This is a genomic window from Nonomuraea sp. B1E8, from assembly GCF_039871515.1.
GTDB lineage: Bacteria > Actinomycetota > Actinomycetes > Streptosporangiales > Streptosporangiaceae > Nonomuraea.
In genome coordinates this window covers 85,227-104,101 of sequence record NZ_JBDPLS010000016.1, presented here as the reverse complement: position 1 = coordinate 104,101, position 18,875 = coordinate 85,227, and the positions used below count along the sequence as shown (strand labels likewise).

Genomic DNA, 18,875 nt, shown 5'->3' with positions numbered 1-18,875 from the left:
AAATAGGAAGGCTTAAGGGCTTGACGGGTGCCCCTGCTCCGAAGGTAATTAGGAGCGAGGCCGGCGGTCTCCGTCCGCTCCACCCCGCGAAGGCGTCACCTGTCCGAGGGTTGACCTGGCCATACGCCTACCCCCCGAAGGAACAACCGTGCCCTTACCCCCACCCGTCACGATGCTGAGACCGATCCTGATCGGCATCGTCACCGCCGCGCTGGCCGCGGCGTCCGCCCTCGTCGCCCCCGCCACCCCGGCGCTCGCGGCCACCACGACCCTGTACGCGTCGCCCGCCGGCACCGGCACCGCCTGCAGCTCCACCCAGCCGTGCTCGCTGGCCGCGGCGCAGACGGCGGTGCGTTCGCTGAACGCCGGGATGTCCGGTGACATCGTCGTGGAGCTGGCGGGCGGGATGTATCGGCTGTCCGCGCCGCTCCGGCTGACCGCCGCCGACTCCGGGAACAACGGCTACCACGTCAGATGGCAGGCCGCGGCGGGGGCCGTCCCGGTCGTCAGCGGAGCCAGGGCGGTCACCGGCTGGACCGTGGCGGACTCGGGAAAGAACATCTGGCGCGCCAACGTCGGCGCCGGGATCGAGACCCGGCAGCTGTACGTCGACGGCGCGCTCGCCACCCGGGCGCGCACCGCCGTCAACCGGTCCGACTTCACCGCGAGCAGCACCGGGATGAGGTTCACCAGCGGCGCGCTGAGCTATCTGAACAACCTCGCCAACCAGGGCCGGGTCGAGATGGAGAGCGTCGGCTCGTTCACCGACCGGTACGCGCCGGTGCGGAGCATCAGCGGGAACCTCATCACGATGCGGCAGCCCGCCTGGAACAACAACAACTTCGGGTACGACACCTTCACGAGCCCGCACCGGGCGGGGCCGCTCTATCTGGTCAACGCCTACGAGTTCCTCGACTCGCCGGGGGAGTGGTACCTCGACCCGGCGACCGGCGCCCTGTCCTACATACCGCTCGCCGGGCAGAACATGGGCAACGTCAGCGTGGAGCTGCCGGTGCTCCAGTCGCTGGTGCACGTCGGGGGCACCTACGACGCGCCCGCGCACCACATCACGTTCAGCGGGATCACCTTCACCGGTACGAGCTGGCTCGGCCCCAGCGGCGACCAGGGCTACGTGGACCAGCAGACCGGTGCCTACATCGCCGGCGACTGGAGCTGGCCCGCCTTCACCTCCTGCCACCAGGGCTGCCGCCAGTTCGAGGCGACCCGGCCTAACTGGTACCAGATGCCGGCCGCCGTGCAGGTCTCCGCGGCGAACACCGTGACCTTCACCGACTCGCGCTTCGTCAACCTGGGACAGACGGCCATCGGCATCGGCAACGACGCCAACGCGCACGCCAGCGGGGTCGGCCTGGGCGCCGCCGACATCACGGTCACCCGGTCGGAGATCGCCCGTAGCTCGGCCGGCGGCATCGTGGTGGGCGGCGTGCGCGCCGACGCGCACCACCCGAGTGACCAGCGGATGGTCAACCGGAACATCACCGTCAGCGACAACCGCATCCACGACCTCGGCCTGGACCACCGGGGCGTCGTCTCGGTCCTGACCACGTACGTCACCGGCACCGACGTGTCCCACAACGAGGTCTACAACATGCCGTACACCGGCATGTCGATCGGGTACGGCTGGGGCGCCAACGAGCCGGGCGGCAGCACCCACTACGCCGACCGCGGCCTGTACGACTTCCAGCCGCGCTACACCACGCCCACCACCGCCTCCGGCAACCGGCTCGTCGGCAACTACGTGCACGACGTCATGCAGCAGATGACCGACGGCGGCTGCATCTACACGCTGTCGTGGAACCCGGGCGCGGTGATCAGCGACAACCACTGCCTGCGCACCAACGGCTGGTTCGGCATCTACTTCGACGAGGGCTCCAGGCACTACACCGTCAGGAACAACGTGCTGTCGAACACCGGCACCTGGGCCACCGCCAACTACTGGTACGGCGAGAACATGGGCGACTTCACCGTCACCGGCAACTGGTCGACCAACGGCAGCACCAACGTCACCAACGGCGACCGCGGCAACGTGGTGAACAACAACGTCACCGTCACCAACGGCGCCTGGCCGGCCGGCGCCCAGGCCGTGATCGCCGCCGCCGGGCCCGGCGGCCAGACTCCGGGGAACACGAGTGCGTTGCGGGGTGCAGGGTCGGGCCGGTGCCTGGACGTCGACGGCGCCTCGCAGGCCAACGGCGCTCCGGCGCAGATCTGGGACTGCAACGGGCAGCCCAACCAGCAGTGGACCTCCACCGGTGAGGGTGAGCTGCGCGTCTACGGCGGCAAGTGCCTGGACGTGAACGGGGCCGGGACGGCGGACGGCACCGCGGTGATCATCTGGGACTGCAACGGCCAGAACAACCAGCAGTGGCGGCTCAACGACGACGGCAGCATCACCGCCGTCGGGGCGAACAAGTGCCTCGACGTCAGCGGCGCCGGCACCGCCAACGGCACCAGGCTGCAGACCTGGAGCTGCCACGGCGGCGCCAACCAGAAGTGGACCCGCGCCTGACACCGTCCGCCCGACGAGCCTCGTCTCCCGACGTGGCCGGAGGCGGCACTCCTCCGGCCACGGAGCAGAATCCCGGGCGCCCTGCCCTGACCGGTCTTCCTGCTGCAGGAGGGAACACTCATGTCCCGACGTCCGTGGCTCACCTTGCTGACCACGATGGCGCTCATCATTCCCGGAGCACTCGCGCTCGACGCCTCCCCCGCGAACGCCCTCGACATCCCGGCGTCCGACTACCAGCAGGTGTCCCTCGCGTCGGGTGGCGCGGAACTGGGTGAGGCGATGTCGCTGGCCGTGATGCCGAACCGGTCGGTGGTGCACACGGCCCGCGACGGCACGGTACGCGTCACCGATGCCGGCGGCACCACGAAGGTGGCCGGCAGGCTCAACGTCTACACCCACGACGAGGAGGGCCTCCAGGGAGTGGCGGTCGACCCCGGCTTCGCGTCGAACCGGCACCTCTGGCTCTACTACTCCCCGCGGCTGAGCACGCCGAGCGGCGATGCGCCGAGCACCGGCACGCAGGCCCAGTTCGACCAGTGGAAGGGCGAGCTGTACCTGTCCCGCTTCACCCTCAAGGCGGACGACACTCTCGACATGACCAGCGAGAAGGTGGTCCTCCGGGTCCAGAACGACCGCGGCCAGTGTTGTCACGTGGGCGGGGACATCGACTTCGACGCCGCCGGCAACCTGTATCTGACCACCGGCGACGACACCAACCCGTTCGAGTCGAGCGGCTACTCCCCGCTGGACGAGCGGACCAACCGCAACCCGCAGTTCGACGCCCAGCGCTCGTCCGCCAACACCAACGACCTGCGTGGCAAGCTCCTGCGCATCAAACCGCAGCCCGACGGCAGCTACACGATCCCCGGCGGCAACATGTTCCCGCCGGGGACGGCGAGGACCCGGCCCGAGATCTACGCGATGGGCTTCCGCAACCCGTTCCGGATGAGCGTGGACCAGGCGACCGGCATCGTCTACCTCGGCGACTACGGGCCGGACGCGGGTGTGACCAGCTCCAACCGCGGGCCGAGCGGGCAGGTGGAGTTCGATCGCATCACCGGCCCCGGCAACTACGGATGGCCGTACTGCACGGGCACGAACACCACCAGCGAGACCTACAACGAATGGAACTTCGCCACCAACAGCACCGGTCCCAAGTACGACTGCGCGGGCGGCCCGTCCAACAACTCCTTCCGTAACACCGGCCTGGCCACGCTGCCCCCGGCGAAGCCGGCGTGGATCCGGTACGCGGGGGACACCGGAAGCCCGCCGGAGTTCGGCTCCGGGTCGGAGTCGCCGATGGGCGGCCCCGTCTATCGCTACGACCCCGGCCTGAACTCGGCCGTCAAGTTCCCCCAGTCGCTCGACGGGCGGTACTTCGCCGGCGAGTACGGCCGGCGCTGGATCAAGGCGATCGAGGTCAGGCAGGACGGCGGGTACGGGGAGATCTCGGCGTTCCCCTGGTCGGGGACGCAGGTGATGGACATGGCCTTCGGCCCTGACGGAGCCCTGTACGTCCTCGACTACGGCACCGGGAACAACAACCAGGCGCTCTATCGCATCGAGTACATCGGGGACGCCGACCGCAACCCGATCGCCAAGGCGTCCGCCGACAAGACGTCGGGACCGGCTCCGCTGACGGTGAACTTCTCCTCGGCGGGCAGTTCGGATCCGGAGGGCGGCGCGCTGACGTACGCGTGGAACTTCGGCGACGGCACCACCTCCACGGCGGCGAACCCGAGCAAGACCTACACCGCGAACGGCACCTACACGGCGACGCTCACGGTCCGGGATCCGCAGGGCCTCACCGGCACGGCGAGCGTGATCGTGACCGTCGGCAACACCGCGCCGACGGTCAGCCTCACCACCCCTGCCGACGGGCAGCTGTTCTCCTTCGGTGACACCGTGCCCTTCCAGGTCACCGTCAGCGACCCGGAGGACGGCACGATCGACTGCGGCGAGGTCACCGTCGCCTACCTTCTCGGCCACGACAGCCACCGCCACCAGATCACCTCCAGGACCGGCTGCTCGGGCTCCATCGCGGTGCCGGTCGACGGTGAGCACGACGCCGCGGCCAACATCTACGGCGTCTTCGAGGCCTCCTACACCGACAGGGGCGGTCTGACCTCCACCAGCGCCCGTACGCTCCAGCCGCGGCACCGGCAGGCGGAGCACTTCGGCGCCCAGCAGGGCATCCAGACGGCCGACCACGCCACCGCGGAAGGCGGCAAGACGGTCGGCTTCACCGATGACGGCGACTGGATCTCCTTCGAGCCGTACGACCTGGGGAACGCGACGAGGATCACGGCCCGGGTGTCCTCGGCCGGCGCGGGCGGCAGGATCGAGGTGCGGGCGGGCTCGGCGACGGGCACGCTGCTGGGAACGGCGGACGTGGCGAGCACCGGCGGCTGGGACACCTTCACCGACGTCTCGGCGAACCTCACTGGCGCGCCGGCCGGCACGACGACGTTGTATCTGGTCTTCCGCGGTCCGACCGGACAGGGTTACCTGTTCGACGTGGACGCCTTCACCTTCGACACCGGCACCCCACCCTCGGGGAGCACGAGCGCGTTCAAGGGCGTGGGGTCGGATCGGTGCCTGGACGTCAACGGCGCCTCGCAGGCCAACGGGGCGCAGGCGCAGCTCTGGGACTGCAACGGGCAGGCCAACCAGCAGTGGACCTCCACCGGTGCGGCTGAGCTGCGCGTCTACGGCGGCAAGTGCCTGGACGTGAACGCGGCGGGCACGGCCGACGGCACCGCGGTGATCATCTGGGACTGCAACGGCCAGAACAACCAGAAGTGGCGCCTCAACGACGACGGCAGCATCACCGCCGTCGGTGCGAACAAGTGCCTCGACGTCAACGGCACCGCCAACGGCACCAAGGCGCGCATCTGGACCTGCACCGGAGGAACCAACCAGCGCTGGACCCGCCTCTGAAAGGGACAACCATGCTGCGACATCCGACCCCCGCCGCGCCCGGGCGCACCGCGGGGAGCGCCCGAAAGACCTCTGTGCTGCGACGGCTGTCAGTGGCGGTGGTGGCGATCGTCGCCACCGCGACGATGGTCCCCGCCATCCCCGCCCAGGCCGCCGCCTTCAAGGTGCTGGTGTTCTCCAAGACGGCCGGGTTCCGGCACGACTCGATCCCCACCGGGATCCAGGCCATCCGCGACCTGGGGGCCGCCAACGACTTCGCCGTCGACGCGACCGAGGACTCGGGCGCCTTCAGCGCGGCCAACCTGGCCCAGTACCAGGCGGTGGTGTTCCTCAACACGACCGGTGACGTGCTGAACGACAACCAGCAGGCCGCCTTCCAGACGTACGTGGACGGTGGGGGTGGCTACGTCGGGGTGCATTCGGCCGCGGACACCGAGTACGACTGGCCGTACTACGGGCAGGTGATGGGGGCCTGGTTCGCCAACCACCCGGCGATCCAGCAGGCCACCGTACGAAGCGAGGACCGGGCGCACGCCGCGACCGCTCACCTCGGGGCGACCTGGTCACGCACCGACGAGTGGTACAACTACCGCTCCAACCCGCGCCCGAACGCCCGGGTGCTGCAGAGCCTGGACGAGGGCAGCTACAGCGGCGGCAGCATGGGCGATCACCCGATCACCTGGTGCCGCCCGCAGTCCTCAGGCCGCGCGTTCTACACCGGTCTGGGGCACACCCGCGAGTCGTATGCCGATCCGGACTTCCGCATGCTGCTGCTCGGCGGCATCCGGTACGCGGCCAAGGCCGTCAACGCCGACTGCCGTCCGGAGACCGGGTACACGACGTTGTACAACGGCTCGACGACGGGCTGGTCGCAGGCGGGGCCGGGGTCGTTCGCCAACAGTGACGCCACGCTGACCTCCCAGGGCGGCATGGGGATGTTGTGGTACTCCTCCAAGGAGTTCCGCTCCTACTCCCTCAAGCTCGACTGGAAGACGACCGGCGACTCCAACTCCGGCGTGATCGTCGGGTTCCCGGCCACCAGTGACCCCAACGCGGCGCTCGACACCGGATACGAGGTGCAGATCGACGCGACCGACACCGCGGACAAGACGACCGGGGCGATCTACGGGGTCAAGGCCGCCGACCTCGCCGCCCGCGACGCGGCGCTGAACCCGCCGGGGGAGTGGAACACCTATGAGCTGCTGGTGGAGGGTGAGCGGCTGCAGGTGTTCCTGAACGGCAGCAGGATCAACGATTTCACCAACACAGATCCGGTCCGCTCGCTCCAGCAGGGCCACATCGGCATCCAGAACCACGGGTCCGGCGACGTGGTGGCCTTCCGCAACATCCGCATCAAGGAACTGGCCGGCACACCGGGCGGCACGAGCGCGCTGCGGGGTGTGGGGTCGGGCCGGTGCCTGGACGTCAGCGGCGCCTCGCAGGCCAACGGTGCTCCGGCGCAGCTCTGGGACTGCCATGGGCAGGCCAATCAGCAGTGGACCTCCACCGGTGCGGGTGAACTACGGGTCTACGGCGGCAAGTGCCTGGACGTGAACGGGGCCGGGACGGCGGACGGCACCGCGGTGATCATCTGGGACTGCAACGGCCAGAACAACCAGAAGTGGCGGCTCAACGACGACGGCAGCATCACCGCCGTCGGGGCGAACAAGTGCCTCGACGTCAACGGCACCGCCAACGGCACCAGGGCGCGCATCTGGACCTGCACCGGAGGCGCCAACCAGCGCTGGACCCGCGCCTGAGGCTCCCGGTCACACCTCGCGCGGCCCTCCGGTCGGGGCCGCGCGAGCGGCCGCCGCCATCCCCTGCCACCACCGGTCGCGGTGCCGGTGCGCGGTCAGCGGCCTGTCCGGGCCAGGGCGGCCAGGAGCCCCTTGACCTCGGTCGCCTCGTACGAGTCACGGTCGAAGGGAGCGATGATCAGCGGTCCGTCGTCGGGGAGATCCGGCAGCCGGCCGTGACTGCCCCGCACCGGCGCCGGGTCGAGCGGCACCACCCGCATCGTGTACCGGAAGCCCAGTTTCTTCCTGGCGAGCGCCGCCGCCGCGCGCAGCTTGACGAACGGATCGCGCGGGTCCATGAACAACTCGGCGGGGTCGTAGCCGGGTTTGCGGTGGATGTCCACGAGCCTCGCGAAATCCGGGGCGCGGTCGTCGGAGAGCCAGTAGTAATAGGTGAACCAGGCGTCGGGCTCCGCCACCGCCACGAGCTCGCCGGCGCGTTCGTGGTCGAGCCCGTACCTCGCCTTCCCCGCCTGGTCGAGCACCTCGTCCACGCCGGCCAGTTCGGCGATGACGGCGCGGGTGCGGTCGAGGTCGCCGGGGTCGCGCACGTACACGTGGGCCACCTGGTGGTCGGCGACGGCGAAGGCCCGGGACGTCCACGGGTCGAGGTACTCCATCCCGGCCTGGACGTAGACCTCCAGGAGACCCGCGGTGCGCAGCGCCCGGTTGACGTCCACCGGGCGGGACACCGGGGTGATGCCGTATTCGGAGAGCACGACCACCTCGGCGTCCTCGGCCAGGAGCGGAGCCAGCGCGGCGTCGACGGCGCGGGCGGCCGCGATCGCCTCGGGACCGGCGGGACCGTACCGCTGGAGGTCGTAGTCGAGGTGCGGCACGTAGACCAGCAGCAGATCCGGCCGTTCGCGGGCCAGGATGCGGCGGGCCGCGGCGATGATCCATTCGGAGGAGGCGATCCCCGCGTTGGGTCCCCAGTAGGTGAACAGGGGGAACGGCCCCAGCGCGGCCTCGAGGTCGTCGTGGAGTGACGGCGGGCGGGTGTAGCAGTCGGGCGACTTGCGGCCGTCGGCGTGGTAGACGGGACGCGGGGTGACGAGCAGGTCGGTCGGCGCGCCCATCGCGTACCACCAGCAGACGTTGGCGGTGCGCAGGCCGGTCGCGGCGGTCCACAGCTGGTCGCCCTGGATGAGCGTGTTGTGCTGGCGCCACAGCAGCACCTCGCCGAGATCCCGGAAGTACCACCCGTTTCCCACGATGCCGTGGTCGCGGGGCATCGAACCGGTCAGCAGGGTGGCCTGCATCGAGCAGGTGACGGCGGGCAGCACGGGCCGCAGCGCGGCCGCCGAGCCCACCTTCGCCACGTTCGGCATGTGCGCGAGCAGGCGCGGGGTGAGCCCGACCACATTGATCACGATCAGCGGTGCCATCGCGTCTCCTTCAGCCCGAGGGCGGCCAGCTGCGCCCGCATCCAGTGGAGCTCGGCGGCGATGCCGTGCGCGATGTCGGCCGGCGCGCCGGGAAGCACGTTCCACGTGTAGGTCTCCACCTCGACGTGCCTGGTCAGCGGACGCTCCCTGCCGAGGAGCGCCTTCAGCAGGTCCCGCAGGTAGGGGGCGCTGGTGGTGAGTGGAGGGGGCGGCGCGTCGTGCAGCGGGACGTGGAAGTGCACACGCCAGCTCTCGTCCGCGGGCAGGCCACCGGCCAGGGCCTCGCCCAGGTCGTCGGCGTATCCGGTGGCGGAGCGCGTCTGGTGGAGGAAACGGGCCTCGTCGAACGCGGCCAGCGCCCGCTGCGCCCCCGGCGGCGCCACCAAGGCGCACGACGCCTGGAGCTTCACGATGGGCAGCCCGGTGCGGGCGCCAGCGTCAGGGTCCTCGAAACCCACGGCCATGTGGCAGGCGTCCAGACAGAGACCGAGGTGGTCGTGGTCCACGTCGCTCAGCAAGGCGCTCGCCTGGGGCGTCACCTCGACGATGCAGCCGGGCTCCGGCTCGAAGCCCAGCCGGATCACCTTGCCGGTACGGCCGGCCAGCGCGCGCAGGCCCGCGGCGACCGCGTCGAGATTGGCCATCACCGCCGCCGCCTTCTCTCTCGTCCACCCGGTCCGCCAGGCGAGAGGAAGGGTCGAGATCGTGCCCTCGGTGACGTCGTCCGGCAGCAGCGAGGCGAGGATCCCGGCGAGCCCGAGCGTGTAGCGCAGCCGCTCCGCGTCGGCCCAGTCAGGAGTGTAGACGCGGTACTTCACGATCTCGTCGTGGAAGCCGCGGTAGGGGAACCCGTTGAGGGTCACGACCTCCAGCCCGAGCGCGGTCAGCCGCGCGCGCAGCGCCGCGAGTTCCTCGGGCCGGGCGGTGAGGTCCGCGGCGGCGTGCTGGGACAGCCACAGCCCGAGCCCGAGCCGTTCGACGCCGAGCAGGCGCCTGACCCGCGCCGCGACGCCGGACAGCTGAGCGTGAATGCCGGGGAGATCCTCGGCGGCGTGGACGTTGGTGCAGTAGGACAGGTGCACCGTCGAGCCGTCCGCATGGCGCAGCCGCATGGTCAGCCCCGCTTGATCGTGTTGCCGGCGTAGTCGGGGCAGGCTTCCGAGCCGGCCCTGAGGTCGAGCCGGCCGCTCTGCCCGTAGAAGGTGACCGGATTGCGCCACAGCACCCGATCCACGTCGTCCTCGCCGAAGCCGGCTGCGAGCATGGCGTCGGCCACCTCGCGCGTCTTGAGCGGATCGCTCCGCCCCCAGTCGGCGGCCGAGTTCACCAGCATCCTGTCCGTGCCGTACTGCTTGAGCAGGGTCACCATCCGGTCCGGGTCCATCTTGGTGTCCGGGTAGATGGAGAACCCCATCCAGCAGCCCGAGTCCGCGACCATGCCGACGGTCATCTCGTTGAGGTGGTCGATGAGCACCCGCGCGGGGGGTATCCCGGCCGCCCGCACCACGTCGAGCGTCCGGCGGGTGCCCCCGGCCTTGTCCCGATGCGGAGTGTGCACGAGCACCGGAAGGTCGTTCTCCTGCGCCAGGGCGAGCTGTGCCTCGAACGCCCGTTCCTCCTCCGCCGTCATCGAGTCGTAGCCGACCTCGCCGACCGCGACGACGGAGTCCTTCAGCAGGTATCGCGGCAACTCGGCCAGCACCGCCGCGCACCGCGGATCGTTCGCCTCCTTCGGGTTGAGCGCGAGCGCGCAGTGGTGGTGGATGCCGTACTGCGCGGCGCGATAGGGCTCCCAGCCGAGCAGCGCGTCGAAGTAGTCGAGGAAGGTGCCCACATTGGTACGGGGCTGCCCCAGCCAGAAGGCGGGTTCGACGACGGCCCGGACCCCCGCGGCGTGCATGCGCTGGTAGTCGTCGGTGGTCCGGGAGGTCATGTGGACGTGGGGGTCGAAGATGCGCATTCAGATCCTCTCCAGGACGTCGCGCGGGACGGGCCGGCCGGCCGCCCGCAACTCCGCCGCGTAGTCCGACAACATCCGGGCCAGCTCGGCGTCGAAACGGCGGTCCAGCCCGGCCACCGCCACCAGGGGGATCGACATGAAGACGCACTTGAGCACCCCTTGACGGAAGGAGTGGTCGCCCAGCCACGCCGAGCCGTACGGGCCGAGGGCCGCGGCGACCAGCCGCGCGTCATTGCTGCGAAGCGCGTCCTCCACCAGCGCGACCGCCGTGCCTTCCAGGTCGAGCTCGTGCAGGACGGTCAGGATCGCCAGCCGTTCACCGCTGTCGCCGGCCTCGTACAGGCTCCGGATCTCCGCGTGGTGGCCGTGCAGCGCGCCGAGCAGTGTGCGCCGGCCGCCCGGGCCGCCCCGCCGTTCTGCCTGCGGGAAGAGCCGGTGGATCGCCTGCGGGTCAGCCTCGACCTGCCGGACGGCCTGTGCCAGCCACTCCTGTTCGGGCTCCTTCATGTGCCCTCCTCAAGAAGTCGATCGATCGGCGGGCGACCTGCGGGGCCGCATGGCTGTGCCGGGCCAGTTCCACGGCCACCAGACCCGGGTAGCCGTGCAGAGCGGCGAGCACCGGCACGAAGCCGATCTCACCCTCGCCGAATTCCAGGTGCTCGTGGACTCCCCGGCGCATGTCCTCGATCTGCACGTGCACGGTGTACGGCAGCGCCCGCCGGACACAGGTGTCCAGGTCCTCCCGCTCCACGCAGTGACAGTGCCCGATGTCGAGGGTGAGACCGAACCGGGTGTGGGCGCCGAGCATCGCGCGCAGCCGCTCGAAGCCGTCCAGGTCGGCGACGAGCATCCCGGGTTCGGGTTCGAACCCCAGCGTGACGCCCACCTGATCGGCCTCGTCGAGCAGCCGTGCGCACTGGCGGGCCAGCCGCGTGTACGCCTCCGCCTCCGGCATGCCGTCCGGCCGTACGCCGCTCCACAGATGCACCACGGGAGCGCCCAGGTCGGCGGCGACGCGCATCGCCGTGATGAGGAACTCCGCTCTGCGCTCGGCGCCGTCGCTGATGAGGGTCGGATGGTGTTTGCGCAAGGGATCGAGGGTGTAGCGCCCGCCCGTCTCGACGACGGCGTCGAGGCCGAGGCGATCGAGGATCCCGGCGATCCTGGACACCTCCGCGGCCAGCCCGGGGGAGTGGGGGTCGAGATGACCGTGGTCGAGCGTGATGGCCGCACCCGTGTACCCCAGATCGGCCAGGACCGCGAGCGCCTCGGGAAGCCGGTGGCCGGCGAAGCCGTTGGTGCAGTAGGCCCACCTCACGATGTCGCCAGCCGGGACGAGAGCCACCTTCCCACGGGGAGCGAACACAGCAGCGCGCCCGCCATCGCGAACCGGCCGCCACCGGCGACCGCCGCCGCCTGGAGCGGGATCAGGCCGAGGATGCTCAGGCGGACGGCCTGCCGTACGTTCTCGGGGTCGGGAAGGGTCCGTAACCCGGCCTGGACCGGAAGGGTGGAGGCGAGATAGCCGGCGATGAGGACGCCCGCTCCGGTCCGGGCGGTGGCTCCGTTGCGCGCGCAGGAGGCGGCCGCGAGCCCGGCCGCCACGGTGCTGGCCACGAGCGCGCGCTCGGCGGTCCCGCGGGTCGCCCCCGTCACCTCGGCGCGGCCGAGGACGCTGATCCCGTAGGTGTGCGCGCCTATCGCCAGCGCCGCCGGCACGGCGGACCTCGTCTGCTCGCCCGCGCCCAGAAGCACGTCGAGCACGCGGCAGGCCGCCATCGCCGCCGGTCCCGCCACCGTCCGTTTGAGACGCAGGTCGTAGGCCCACACCGCGCCGGCCAGCAGGCCGGCGACGGTGAGAGCGCGACGGCCGCCGGCGAGGGCGGCGGTGGACAGGCCCGCGCAGGTCAGGGCGGCTGCGAGCCCGAGCGCGGCGCCCGGCCTGACCCGGCCTGACGGGATCGGGCGCTCAGGACGCTCGACGGCGTCCGCCTCACGGTCCGCCCAGTCGTTGAGCGCCATTCCCGACCAGTACATGAGCACCGACGCCAGGGCCAGACCGGGTGCCGGACGCCGCCCCGCGGCGGCGGCCCCCGCCATGGTGTCCCCGGGCACCGACAGCGCGGCAGGTGCGCGGACCAGCTCCAGCAGCGCCCTCATGACAGCTCCTCGGCGAAGGCGCGCAGCCTGGCGTACTGGGCGGCCAGGGAGTGCTCGTCCGTCCCCAGCGGGCTCTTGAAGAAGTATCCGAGCTCGGGCAGGACGCCGTGCCGCCCCTTCTCGTGCGCGCGGGCGACCAGCCGGGCCAGGTCGAGGACGAGCGGAGCGGCCAGCGCCGAATCGCAGCCCTGCCAGGTGAACTGCAGCGTCATCCGGACGCCGAGAAAGCCCTCGAAGCTCACGTGGTCCCAGGCGGTCTTCCACTCGCCGAGATCCGGGACGTAGTCGATGTGGGTCTCACCCTCCACGGGTCCTCCCAGGACCTGCGCGACGACCTGGTCCTTGGAGAGCCGCTTGCTGGACCTGGCGGCCGGATCGGCGAGTGTCGCCCCGTCGCCCCCGCCGAGCAGGTTGAGCCCGGACCAGGAGCGGACGCGCAGTGCCCGGTCAGCGAACATGGGCGCCAGGGCGCTCTTGACCAGGGTCTCGCCGGTCTTGCCGTCGCGTCCCGCGTACGGCACGCGCCGCTGGGCGGCGAGTTCCGCCAGGGCGGGCAGGGCCGGCCCGGTGGAGGGGGTGAACTCCACATAGCCGCACCCCGCGTGGAACGCCGCATAGGCATACAGCGAGCTCGGCGGCAGGACGTCGTCCCCTACGGCGAGCCGCTCCTCGAGGTCGGCCAGCCTTTCGAACTCCGGGCGTGAATCCACCGGGGGCTCGGTCGAGGACACGTTGACGACGACCACCCGGGCCAGCCCGTGCCGGGAGCGGAAGCCGGCGATGTCGTCGATCAGCCGGGTCGCGGCCTGGCCGCCGTCACCGGGGACGTGGCCCGGCCGGATCTCCGCGTCGGCGGTGTCCAGATCGCACGCGAGCAACCCCGGGAAGTCCGGTGGTATGACCTCGGCTCTGGCCAGCTGTTCGGCGCGCTTGCGTAAGGAGGCCTCGGCGACATCATGGCCGCCGAAGATCAGGTCGGTCAGCGGAACCAGCCGTCCGGGGAAGCCGGCGGACTCGCTCACACATCCACGGGGGGACGCCGCTCCCGCCTTGATGGCCGCGGCGCCCACGATGGCAGTGGTCGCCACGGATCCTCGTGCCCCGATAAGCCACACACCGAGCTTGTCCATTGAAGCTCCATCGTGTCGGGACCACCCCGCATGCGAAGGCATCCGGTAGGTAAGTCTCCGCGATGGTAAAAGCTATTTTTGTCGATGGTCAAGCATAAGTAGGCTTATCGCTGTCTTATCATCCACCGCCTGCGGCCATCGCCGCCGGTCCGCCGCGTCGGGCGTACTCGACACCCGCTCTTTTATGGGGACGCCACCCGTCGCGGCCCCATAATTATGCCGCGCTGGCGGCCGACTTTTGCTTGACCATCGACATAAGCCCGCTTAGCATCCGGCAACATGACGGATATGGGCCTGAAACCTGCCGATGGCCCCCGAGCAGGGACGGCGCCTCCTCCTCGCTGCCTGCCGAGCACGCCCGGGGGTCACCGGGGACGGGGAGGCTGACCGGATGCTGACCATGCGCGGCATCGGCAAGAGCTTCCTGGGCGTGCGGGTGTTGTCCGGGGTGGACCTCGATGTGACGGCCGGCGAGGTCCACGCCGTCGTCGGCGAGAACGGCGCGGGCAAATCCACCCTGATGAAGATCATCTGCGGGGTTCACGCGCCGGACGAGGGCATGATCGAGATCGACGGCCGGCCCGCCTCCTTCGGCCATCCGCTCCAGGCGCTGCGCTCCGGCATCGCGATCATCCACCAGGAGTTCAACCTGCTGCCCGAGCGCACCGTCGCCGAGAACGTGTTCCTCGGGCGCGAGCCCGTCAGACGCGGCCTGGTCGACCGCGCCGCCATGGAGGAGGCGACCGCGCGGCTCCTCGACGAGCTGGGCGAGGATCCCTTCGGCCCCCGCGACGCCGTCAAGCGCCTGTCGGTGGCCCAGCAGCAGATCGTCGAGATCGTCAAGGCGTTGTCGGTGAACGCGCGGCTCGTCGTCATGGACGAGCCCAGCGCGGCGCTCGCCGAGCACGAGGTCGAGTTGCTCTACCGGCTGATCGGGCGGTTGAGGAAACGCGGCGTCGCCGTCGTGTACATCTCCCACCGATTACGCGAGGTGTTCGATCTCGCCGACCGGGTCACCGTGCTCAAGGACGGCTCGCGCGTCACCACGCTCCCGATCGGCGAGGTGACCCCCGACGAGTTGATCCGCCTGATGGTGGGCCGTGACCTCGGCACCTACTTCCCGCCCCGCTCGGCGGGCGCCGGCGAGGTACGGCTCAGCCTGCGCGCAGCCGGCAACCACAAGCTCCACGACATAGACCTGGAACTGCGTGCCGGGGAGATCGTCGGCGTCGCGGGCCTGCAGGGATCCGGCAGATCGGAGCTCGCCAAAGCGATCTTCGGCGCGGAGCCGTTCACCACGGGGGAGATGATCCCGTCGCGCCCGCGCTCGGTCCGGGACGGCGTGGCCATGGGCATCGGGCTCGTGACCGAGGACCGCAAGGCCGAAGGGCTCGCGCTGCGCCAGTCCGTGCGCGACAACGTCCTGCTCGTCGCCCGCGCGGTGGGTCACGGAAACCGCGGCGGCATCCGCGACCTGCTCGAACGGGTACGCCTCTCGCCCGCGCGTCAGGAACAGGAGGTCCGCTACCTGTCCGGTGGCAACCAGCAGAAGGTCGTGCTCGTCAAATGGATGACGATGGCGCCGCGGGTGCTGCTGTTCGACGAGCCGACCCGGGGAGTCGACGTCGGGGCCAAGGCCGCGATCCACGACCAGATGCGCGAACTGGCGAACGACGGCATGGCCATCATGATGATCTCTTCCGAACTGCCCGAGCTCATCGGCATGAGCGATCGCGTGGTCGTCCTGCGCGACGGCCGCATCGCGGGCGCGCTGCCGGCCGGGGCCTCCGAGGAGGCCATCATGCGCCTGGCCGCGGGAGAGGTGGCATGAATGCGCCTGCTCACGCGCGCCCGCCGCAGCCGGACGAACGGCGGCCTGGCGGCGCACCTGCGCGAACCCACGCAGGTGGTGTTCCTCGCGCTGCTCGGCCTGGTCGCGGTCGGCTGGGCCCTCGTCGCGCTCGACGGCGGTCAGTTCCTCACCATGGAAAGCGTCGTCGGGATCCAGCAGCGTTCCGCGGCACTCGGCATCGTGGCGATCGGGCAGACGCTGGCGATCCTGGCCGGGTCGCTCGACCTGTCCGTGGCGTACCTGATCAGCCTGACCTCGCTGGTCGCCGCGGAGATCATGGCGGGCCAGGACGGCAACATCGGACCGGCGGTCGCCGCGGTACTGGTCATCAGCTCGCTGGTGGGGCTGGTCAACGGGCTGGTCATCACCAGGCTCCAGGTCCACGCCTTCATCGCCACACTCGGCGTCGCTCTGATCATCAAGGGCGTCGTCGACCACCTGTACGACGGCCCGGCGGGCAGGGTGCCCGAGTCGTTCCAGCTCCTCGGGTACTCCCGCGTCGGGCCGATACCCGTCTCCGCCATGCTCTGGGCAGGCGTGGCCGTCGTGGCATGGTTCCTGCTGAGCAGGACCCGGCTGGGATACCGGATCTACGCGGTGGGCGGCAACGAGGAGGTCGCCCGGCTATCCGGGATCCGTACGGCCCGCGTCATCGTGATCACTCACGTGCTCTGCTCGGTCTGCGCCGGCATCGCGGGTCTGCTGCTGGCCGCCAGACTCGGGGCGGGTGCGCCCACGGTGGGCACCGATGGCGGCTATGACCTGGAGTCCATCGCCGCGGTCGTGCTCGGCGGGACCGCGCTGGCCGGAGGCAAGGGCGGGGTCGCGGGAACCGTGGGCGGGGTCCTGCTGCTGGCCGTCCTGGACACCGTCTTCAACCAGCTCGAGGTCAACTCCTTCGTCAAGGACGTGGTCCGCGGCGTGGTCATCGTCATCGCGGTGGCCGTCTACGCCCGGCGCGGAACGAGGCGGTCGGCATGAAGCGGGCCTTACCCATCCTCGCGGTCCTCGTGGTGCTGCTGGCCGCAATCGCGGTCGCCAATCCCTCCTTCCTGGAGCCCGCCGGGTTCCTGGCGTTCCTCAAGCGGGCCGCGCCGCTGGTGATCCTCGCCGCGGGACAGTATTTCGTCATCGTCTCCGGTGAGTTCGACCTGTCGGTCGGCTCGCTGGTGACGGCCGAGGTGGTGATCGCCGCGCGGCTCATCGACGGCGACGAGTCCGCCACCTGGCCGGTCCTCGCCCTGCTGATCGTCGTCGGGCTGCTCGTCGGGCTGGTCAACGGCGTGGGCACCACCAAGCTGCGGGTGCCGTCGTTCATCGTGACGCTCGGCATGCTGCTCATCCTCAGCGGTGCGGTCTTCCTCTGGACCGGTGGCGCGCCACGTGGCGCGCTGTCGGAGGGCTTCCGGGTGTTCGGCCGCGGCGCCCTCGGGCCGCTGCCCTGGTCGGTGCTGATCCTGCTGGCCGTGGGCGGCGCGGCGATCTGGCTCATGCGCGCCGATTTCGGCAGGACCCTCATGGCCACCGGTGACAACGAGCGTGCCGCGGCACTGTCCGGGGTCCGGGTCGACCGGGTCAAGATCCTCGCCTTCATGCTCTCCGGTCTGTCCGCGGCCGTCGCGGCGATCCTGCTCGGCGGCTTCGCTGGGGTCTCGGCGCAGGTGGGCCAGGGACTGGAGTTCTCCGCCATCACCGCGGTCGTCCTCGGCGGCGTGGTGCTCGGCGGCGGCCGCGGCTCCGCGCCGGCCGCCATGGCCGGGGCCGTCACGCTGGAGGCGCTGTTCACCCTGCTCAACCTGTACGGAATCTCGGGGGCGCTCGAGTTCACCGTCCAGGGCGTCATCATCATCGCCGCGGTCGCGGCGGGAGCCATCCGACTTCCCCGGAAGTCCACCCTCCGAAGAGGAGACGCACATGCCGCGCCTTGAGGCCGCGATCGCCGTGTCAGCCGCGCTCGTTCTCGCCGGCTGTACCACCGACAAGCCGACGGCCACCACCCGACCCGCGCCGCCCGCAACGAGCGCTCAGGGTTCCGGCACAGGAGCGCAGTCGAAGTTCTTCGTGCAGGCGGACTTCGACGCCCAGCTGGCCATGCGTTCCCAGACGCCTCAGGGCCCCGCGGCCAAGCCCTGGGAGCAGGCCATCGACCCGAAGATGATCGACACGGCACAGTACAAGAAGGACGGGCCGTACCACCTGTGCTTCTCCAACGCGGCGGTCAACAACCCCTGGCGCCAGGTCGGGTGGAAGACGATGCAGGCCGAGGTGGGCCTGCACGAGGAGATCGGGGAGTTCACCGCGCTGGATGCCGAGGGCAAGGACGACAAGCAGATCTCCGACATCGCCGAGCTGCAGGCCAAGGGCTGCGACGCGCTGATCGTCTCGCCGAACACCACGGCGACGCTCACCCCCGCCGTGACGGCCGCCTGCGCGAAGGTGCCCGTCATCGTGTTCGACCGGGGCGTGGAGACGGACTGCCCGGTGACGTTCATCAAGCCCATCGGCGGCTACGCCTTCGGCGCCGACGCGGCCGAGTTCCTGGCCGAGAAGGTGCCGGCCGGCGGGAAGGTGCTGGCGCTGCGCATCCTGCCCGGCGTCGACGTCCTGGAGACCCGCTGGTCGGCGGCGAAGGTGGTCTTCGACAAGAGCCGCCTCCAGGTGGTGGGGGTGGAGTTCACCGACGGTGACGCCGCCAGGACCAAGAGCATCGTCAGCGACTACATCCAGCGGCACGGCAAGATCGACGGCGTCTGGATGGACGCCGGTGCCACGGCGGTGGCCGCGATCGAGGCGTTCGAGGACGCCGGCCTGCCGGTGCCGCCGATCAACGGCGAGGACCAGCAGGACTTCCTGCAGAAGTGGAAGGACGCCGACCTCACCGCCGTCGCGCCCACGTACCCGACCTACCAGTGGCGCACCCCGATCATCGCCGCTCTGAAGATCCTCAAGGGCGAGGAGGTGCCCGAGATGTGGAACCTGCCGCAGCCGAAGGTGACCAGCGAGAACCTGTCGGCCTACCTCAAGCCCCATATGCCGCCGCTGCACTACGCGCTGTGCGGTTGTGAGGACCTGCCCGGCTTCCCCGAGGTCTGGGGCGGGAAGAAGAGCTGACCGGC

General features: G+C 70.6%; 14 protein-coding genes. 7 read left to right on the top strand and 7 right to left on the bottom strand.

The genetic code is table 11. The annotated features are described in order from the left end of the window. Positions 1-172: 172 nt before the first annotated feature. From ABGA98_RS38625 to ABGA98_RS38615, 3 genes are all read left to right on the top strand, one after another. A complete protein-coding gene (locus ABGA98_RS38625; RefSeq protein ID WP_347623411.1) occupies positions 173-2,530 on the top strand; it encodes a ricin-type beta-trefoil lectin domain protein in 2,358 nt (785 codons plus the stop codon). 120 nt (positions 2,531-2,650) lie between these two features. Beyond that, on the top strand, positions 2,651-5,470 hold the full coding sequence (locus tag ABGA98_RS38620) for a carbohydrate-binding protein (protein ID WP_347623410.1): 2,820 nt from the start codon (positions 2,651-2,653) through the stop codon (positions 5,468-5,470). 11 nt (positions 5,471-5,481) lie between these two features. Further along, on the top strand, positions 5,482-7,230 hold the full coding sequence (locus ABGA98_RS38615) for a ThuA domain-containing protein (protein ID WP_347623409.1): 1,749 nt from the start codon (positions 5,482-5,484) through the stop codon (positions 7,228-7,230). Between the two features lie 95 nt (positions 7,231-7,325). On the opposite strand, the gene ABGA98_RS38610 is transcribed toward ABGA98_RS38615, so the two are convergent. Genes ABGA98_RS38610 through ABGA98_RS38580 form a run of 7 tightly spaced genes read right to left on the bottom strand, consistent with a single transcriptional unit; the run spans position 7,326 to position 13,907 of the window. Further along, positions 7,326-8,657 (bottom strand): nucleotide pyrophosphatase/phosphodiesterase family protein, encoded by a 1,332-nt coding sequence (locus ABGA98_RS38610; RefSeq protein ID WP_347623408.1) that lies wholly within the window; start codon positions 8,655-8,657, stop codon positions 7,326-7,328. Further along, positions 8,645-9,769, bottom strand: a complete 1,125-nt coding sequence (eboE, locus tag ABGA98_RS38605) for a metabolite traffic protein EboE (protein WP_347623407.1) — start codon at positions 9,767-9,769, stop codon at positions 8,645-8,647. The genes ABGA98_RS38610 and eboE overlap by 13 nt, the downstream gene beginning before the upstream one ends. A gap of 2 nt (positions 9,770-9,771) precedes the next feature. Then, entirely contained in the window at positions 9,772-10,617 is an 846-nt protein-coding gene (locus tag ABGA98_RS38600; protein ID WP_347623406.1) for a TatD family hydrolase, read from the bottom strand. Next, positions 10,618-11,124, bottom strand: a complete 507-nt coding sequence (locus ABGA98_RS38595) for an EboA domain-containing protein (protein WP_347623405.1) — start codon at positions 11,122-11,124, stop codon at positions 10,618-10,620. Then, entirely contained in the window at positions 11,069-11,935 is an 867-nt protein-coding gene (locus tag ABGA98_RS38590; protein WP_347623404.1) for a sugar phosphate isomerase/epimerase family protein, read from the bottom strand. Before ABGA98_RS38590 ends, ABGA98_RS38595 begins: the two co-directional genes overlap by 56 nt. Then, the gene (locus ABGA98_RS38585) at positions 11,932-12,777 is read right to left on the bottom strand and encodes an SCO3242 family prenyltransferase (protein WP_347623403.1); all 846 of its coding nucleotides are present in this window, start codon (positions 12,775-12,777) and stop codon (positions 11,932-11,934) included. Before ABGA98_RS38585 ends, ABGA98_RS38590 begins: the two co-directional genes overlap by 4 nt. After that, the gene (locus ABGA98_RS38580; protein WP_347623402.1) at positions 12,774-13,907 is read right to left on the bottom strand and encodes an inositol-3-phosphate synthase; all 1,134 of its coding nucleotides are present in this window, start codon (positions 13,905-13,907) and stop codon (positions 12,774-12,776) included. The genes ABGA98_RS38585 and ABGA98_RS38580 overlap by 4 nt, the downstream gene beginning before the upstream one ends. A gap of 391 nt (positions 13,908-14,298) precedes the next feature. Here ABGA98_RS38580 and ABGA98_RS38575 point away from each other — a divergent pair, with 391 nt between their 5' ends. The 4 genes from ABGA98_RS38575 to ABGA98_RS38560 are packed head-to-tail and all read left to right on the top strand — an operon-like array spanning position 14,299 to position 18,870. Then, positions 14,299-15,738 carry a sugar ABC transporter ATP-binding protein gene (locus ABGA98_RS38575; protein ID WP_347623401.1) on the top strand — a complete coding sequence of 480 codons (1,440 nt, stop codon included), beginning with the start codon at positions 14,299-14,301 and terminating at the stop codon, positions 15,736-15,738. After that, positions 15,739-16,740 (top strand): ABC transporter permease, encoded by a 1,002-nt coding sequence (locus tag ABGA98_RS38570; RefSeq protein WP_347623400.1) that lies wholly within the window; start codon positions 15,739-15,741, stop codon positions 16,738-16,740. Continuing rightward, positions 16,737-17,687 carry an ABC transporter permease gene (locus tag ABGA98_RS38565; RefSeq protein ID WP_347623399.1) on the top strand — a complete coding sequence of 317 codons (951 nt, stop codon included), beginning with the start codon at positions 16,737-16,739 and terminating at the stop codon, positions 17,685-17,687. Before ABGA98_RS38570 ends, ABGA98_RS38565 begins: the two co-directional genes overlap by 4 nt. Continuing rightward, positions 17,674-18,870 (top strand): substrate-binding domain-containing protein, encoded by a 1,197-nt coding sequence (locus ABGA98_RS38560; RefSeq protein ID WP_347623398.1) that lies wholly within the window; start codon positions 17,674-17,676, stop codon positions 18,868-18,870. The genes ABGA98_RS38565 and ABGA98_RS38560 overlap by 14 nt, the downstream gene beginning before the upstream one ends. The last annotated feature ends 5 nt before the right edge of the window (positions 18,871-18,875 follow it).

Bases quoted from the DNA above. Each gene is read 5' to 3' on its own strand.
- ABGA98_RS38625 (WP_347623411.1), top strand. From the start codon at position 173: ATGCTGAGACCGATCCTGATCGGCATCGTCACCGCCGCGCTGGCCGCG.
- ABGA98_RS38620 (WP_347623410.1), top strand. From the start codon at position 2,651: ATGTCCCGACGTCCGTGGCTCACCTTGCTGACCACGATGGCGCTCATC.
- ABGA98_RS38615 (WP_347623409.1), top strand. From the start codon at position 5,482: ATGCTGCGACATCCGACCCCCGCCGCGCCCGGGCGCACCGCGGGGAGC.
- ABGA98_RS38610 (WP_347623408.1), bottom strand. From the start codon at position 8,657: ATGGCACCGCTGATCGTGATCAATGTGGTCGGGCTCACCCCGCGCCTG.
- eboE (WP_347623407.1), bottom strand. From the start codon at position 9,769: ATGCGGCTGCGCCATGCGGACGGCTCGACGGTGCACCTGTCCTACTGC.
- ABGA98_RS38600 (WP_347623406.1), bottom strand. From the start codon at position 10,617: ATGCGCATCTTCGACCCCCACGTCCACATGACCTCCCGGACCACCGAC.
- ABGA98_RS38595 (WP_347623405.1), bottom strand. From the start codon at position 11,124: ATGAAGGAGCCCGAACAGGAGTGGCTGGCACAGGCCGTCCGGCAGGTC.
- ABGA98_RS38585 (WP_347623403.1), bottom strand. From the start codon at position 12,777: ATGAGGGCGCTGCTGGAGCTGGTCCGCGCACCTGCCGCGCTGTCGGTG.
- ABGA98_RS38580 (WP_347623402.1), bottom strand. From the start codon at position 13,907: ATGGACAAGCTCGGTGTGTGGCTTATCGGGGCACGAGGATCCGTGGCG.
- ABGA98_RS38575 (WP_347623401.1), top strand. From the start codon at position 14,299: ATGCTGACCATGCGCGGCATCGGCAAGAGCTTCCTGGGCGTGCGGGTG.
- ABGA98_RS38570 (WP_347623400.1), top strand. From the start codon at position 15,739: ATGCGCCTGCTCACGCGCGCCCGCCGCAGCCGGACGAACGGCGGCCTG.
- ABGA98_RS38565 (WP_347623399.1), top strand. From the start codon at position 16,737: ATGAAGCGGGCCTTACCCATCCTCGCGGTCCTCGTGGTGCTGCTGGCC.
- ABGA98_RS38560 (WP_347623398.1), top strand. From the start codon at position 17,674: ATGCCGCGCCTTGAGGCCGCGATCGCCGTGTCAGCCGCGCTCGTTCTC.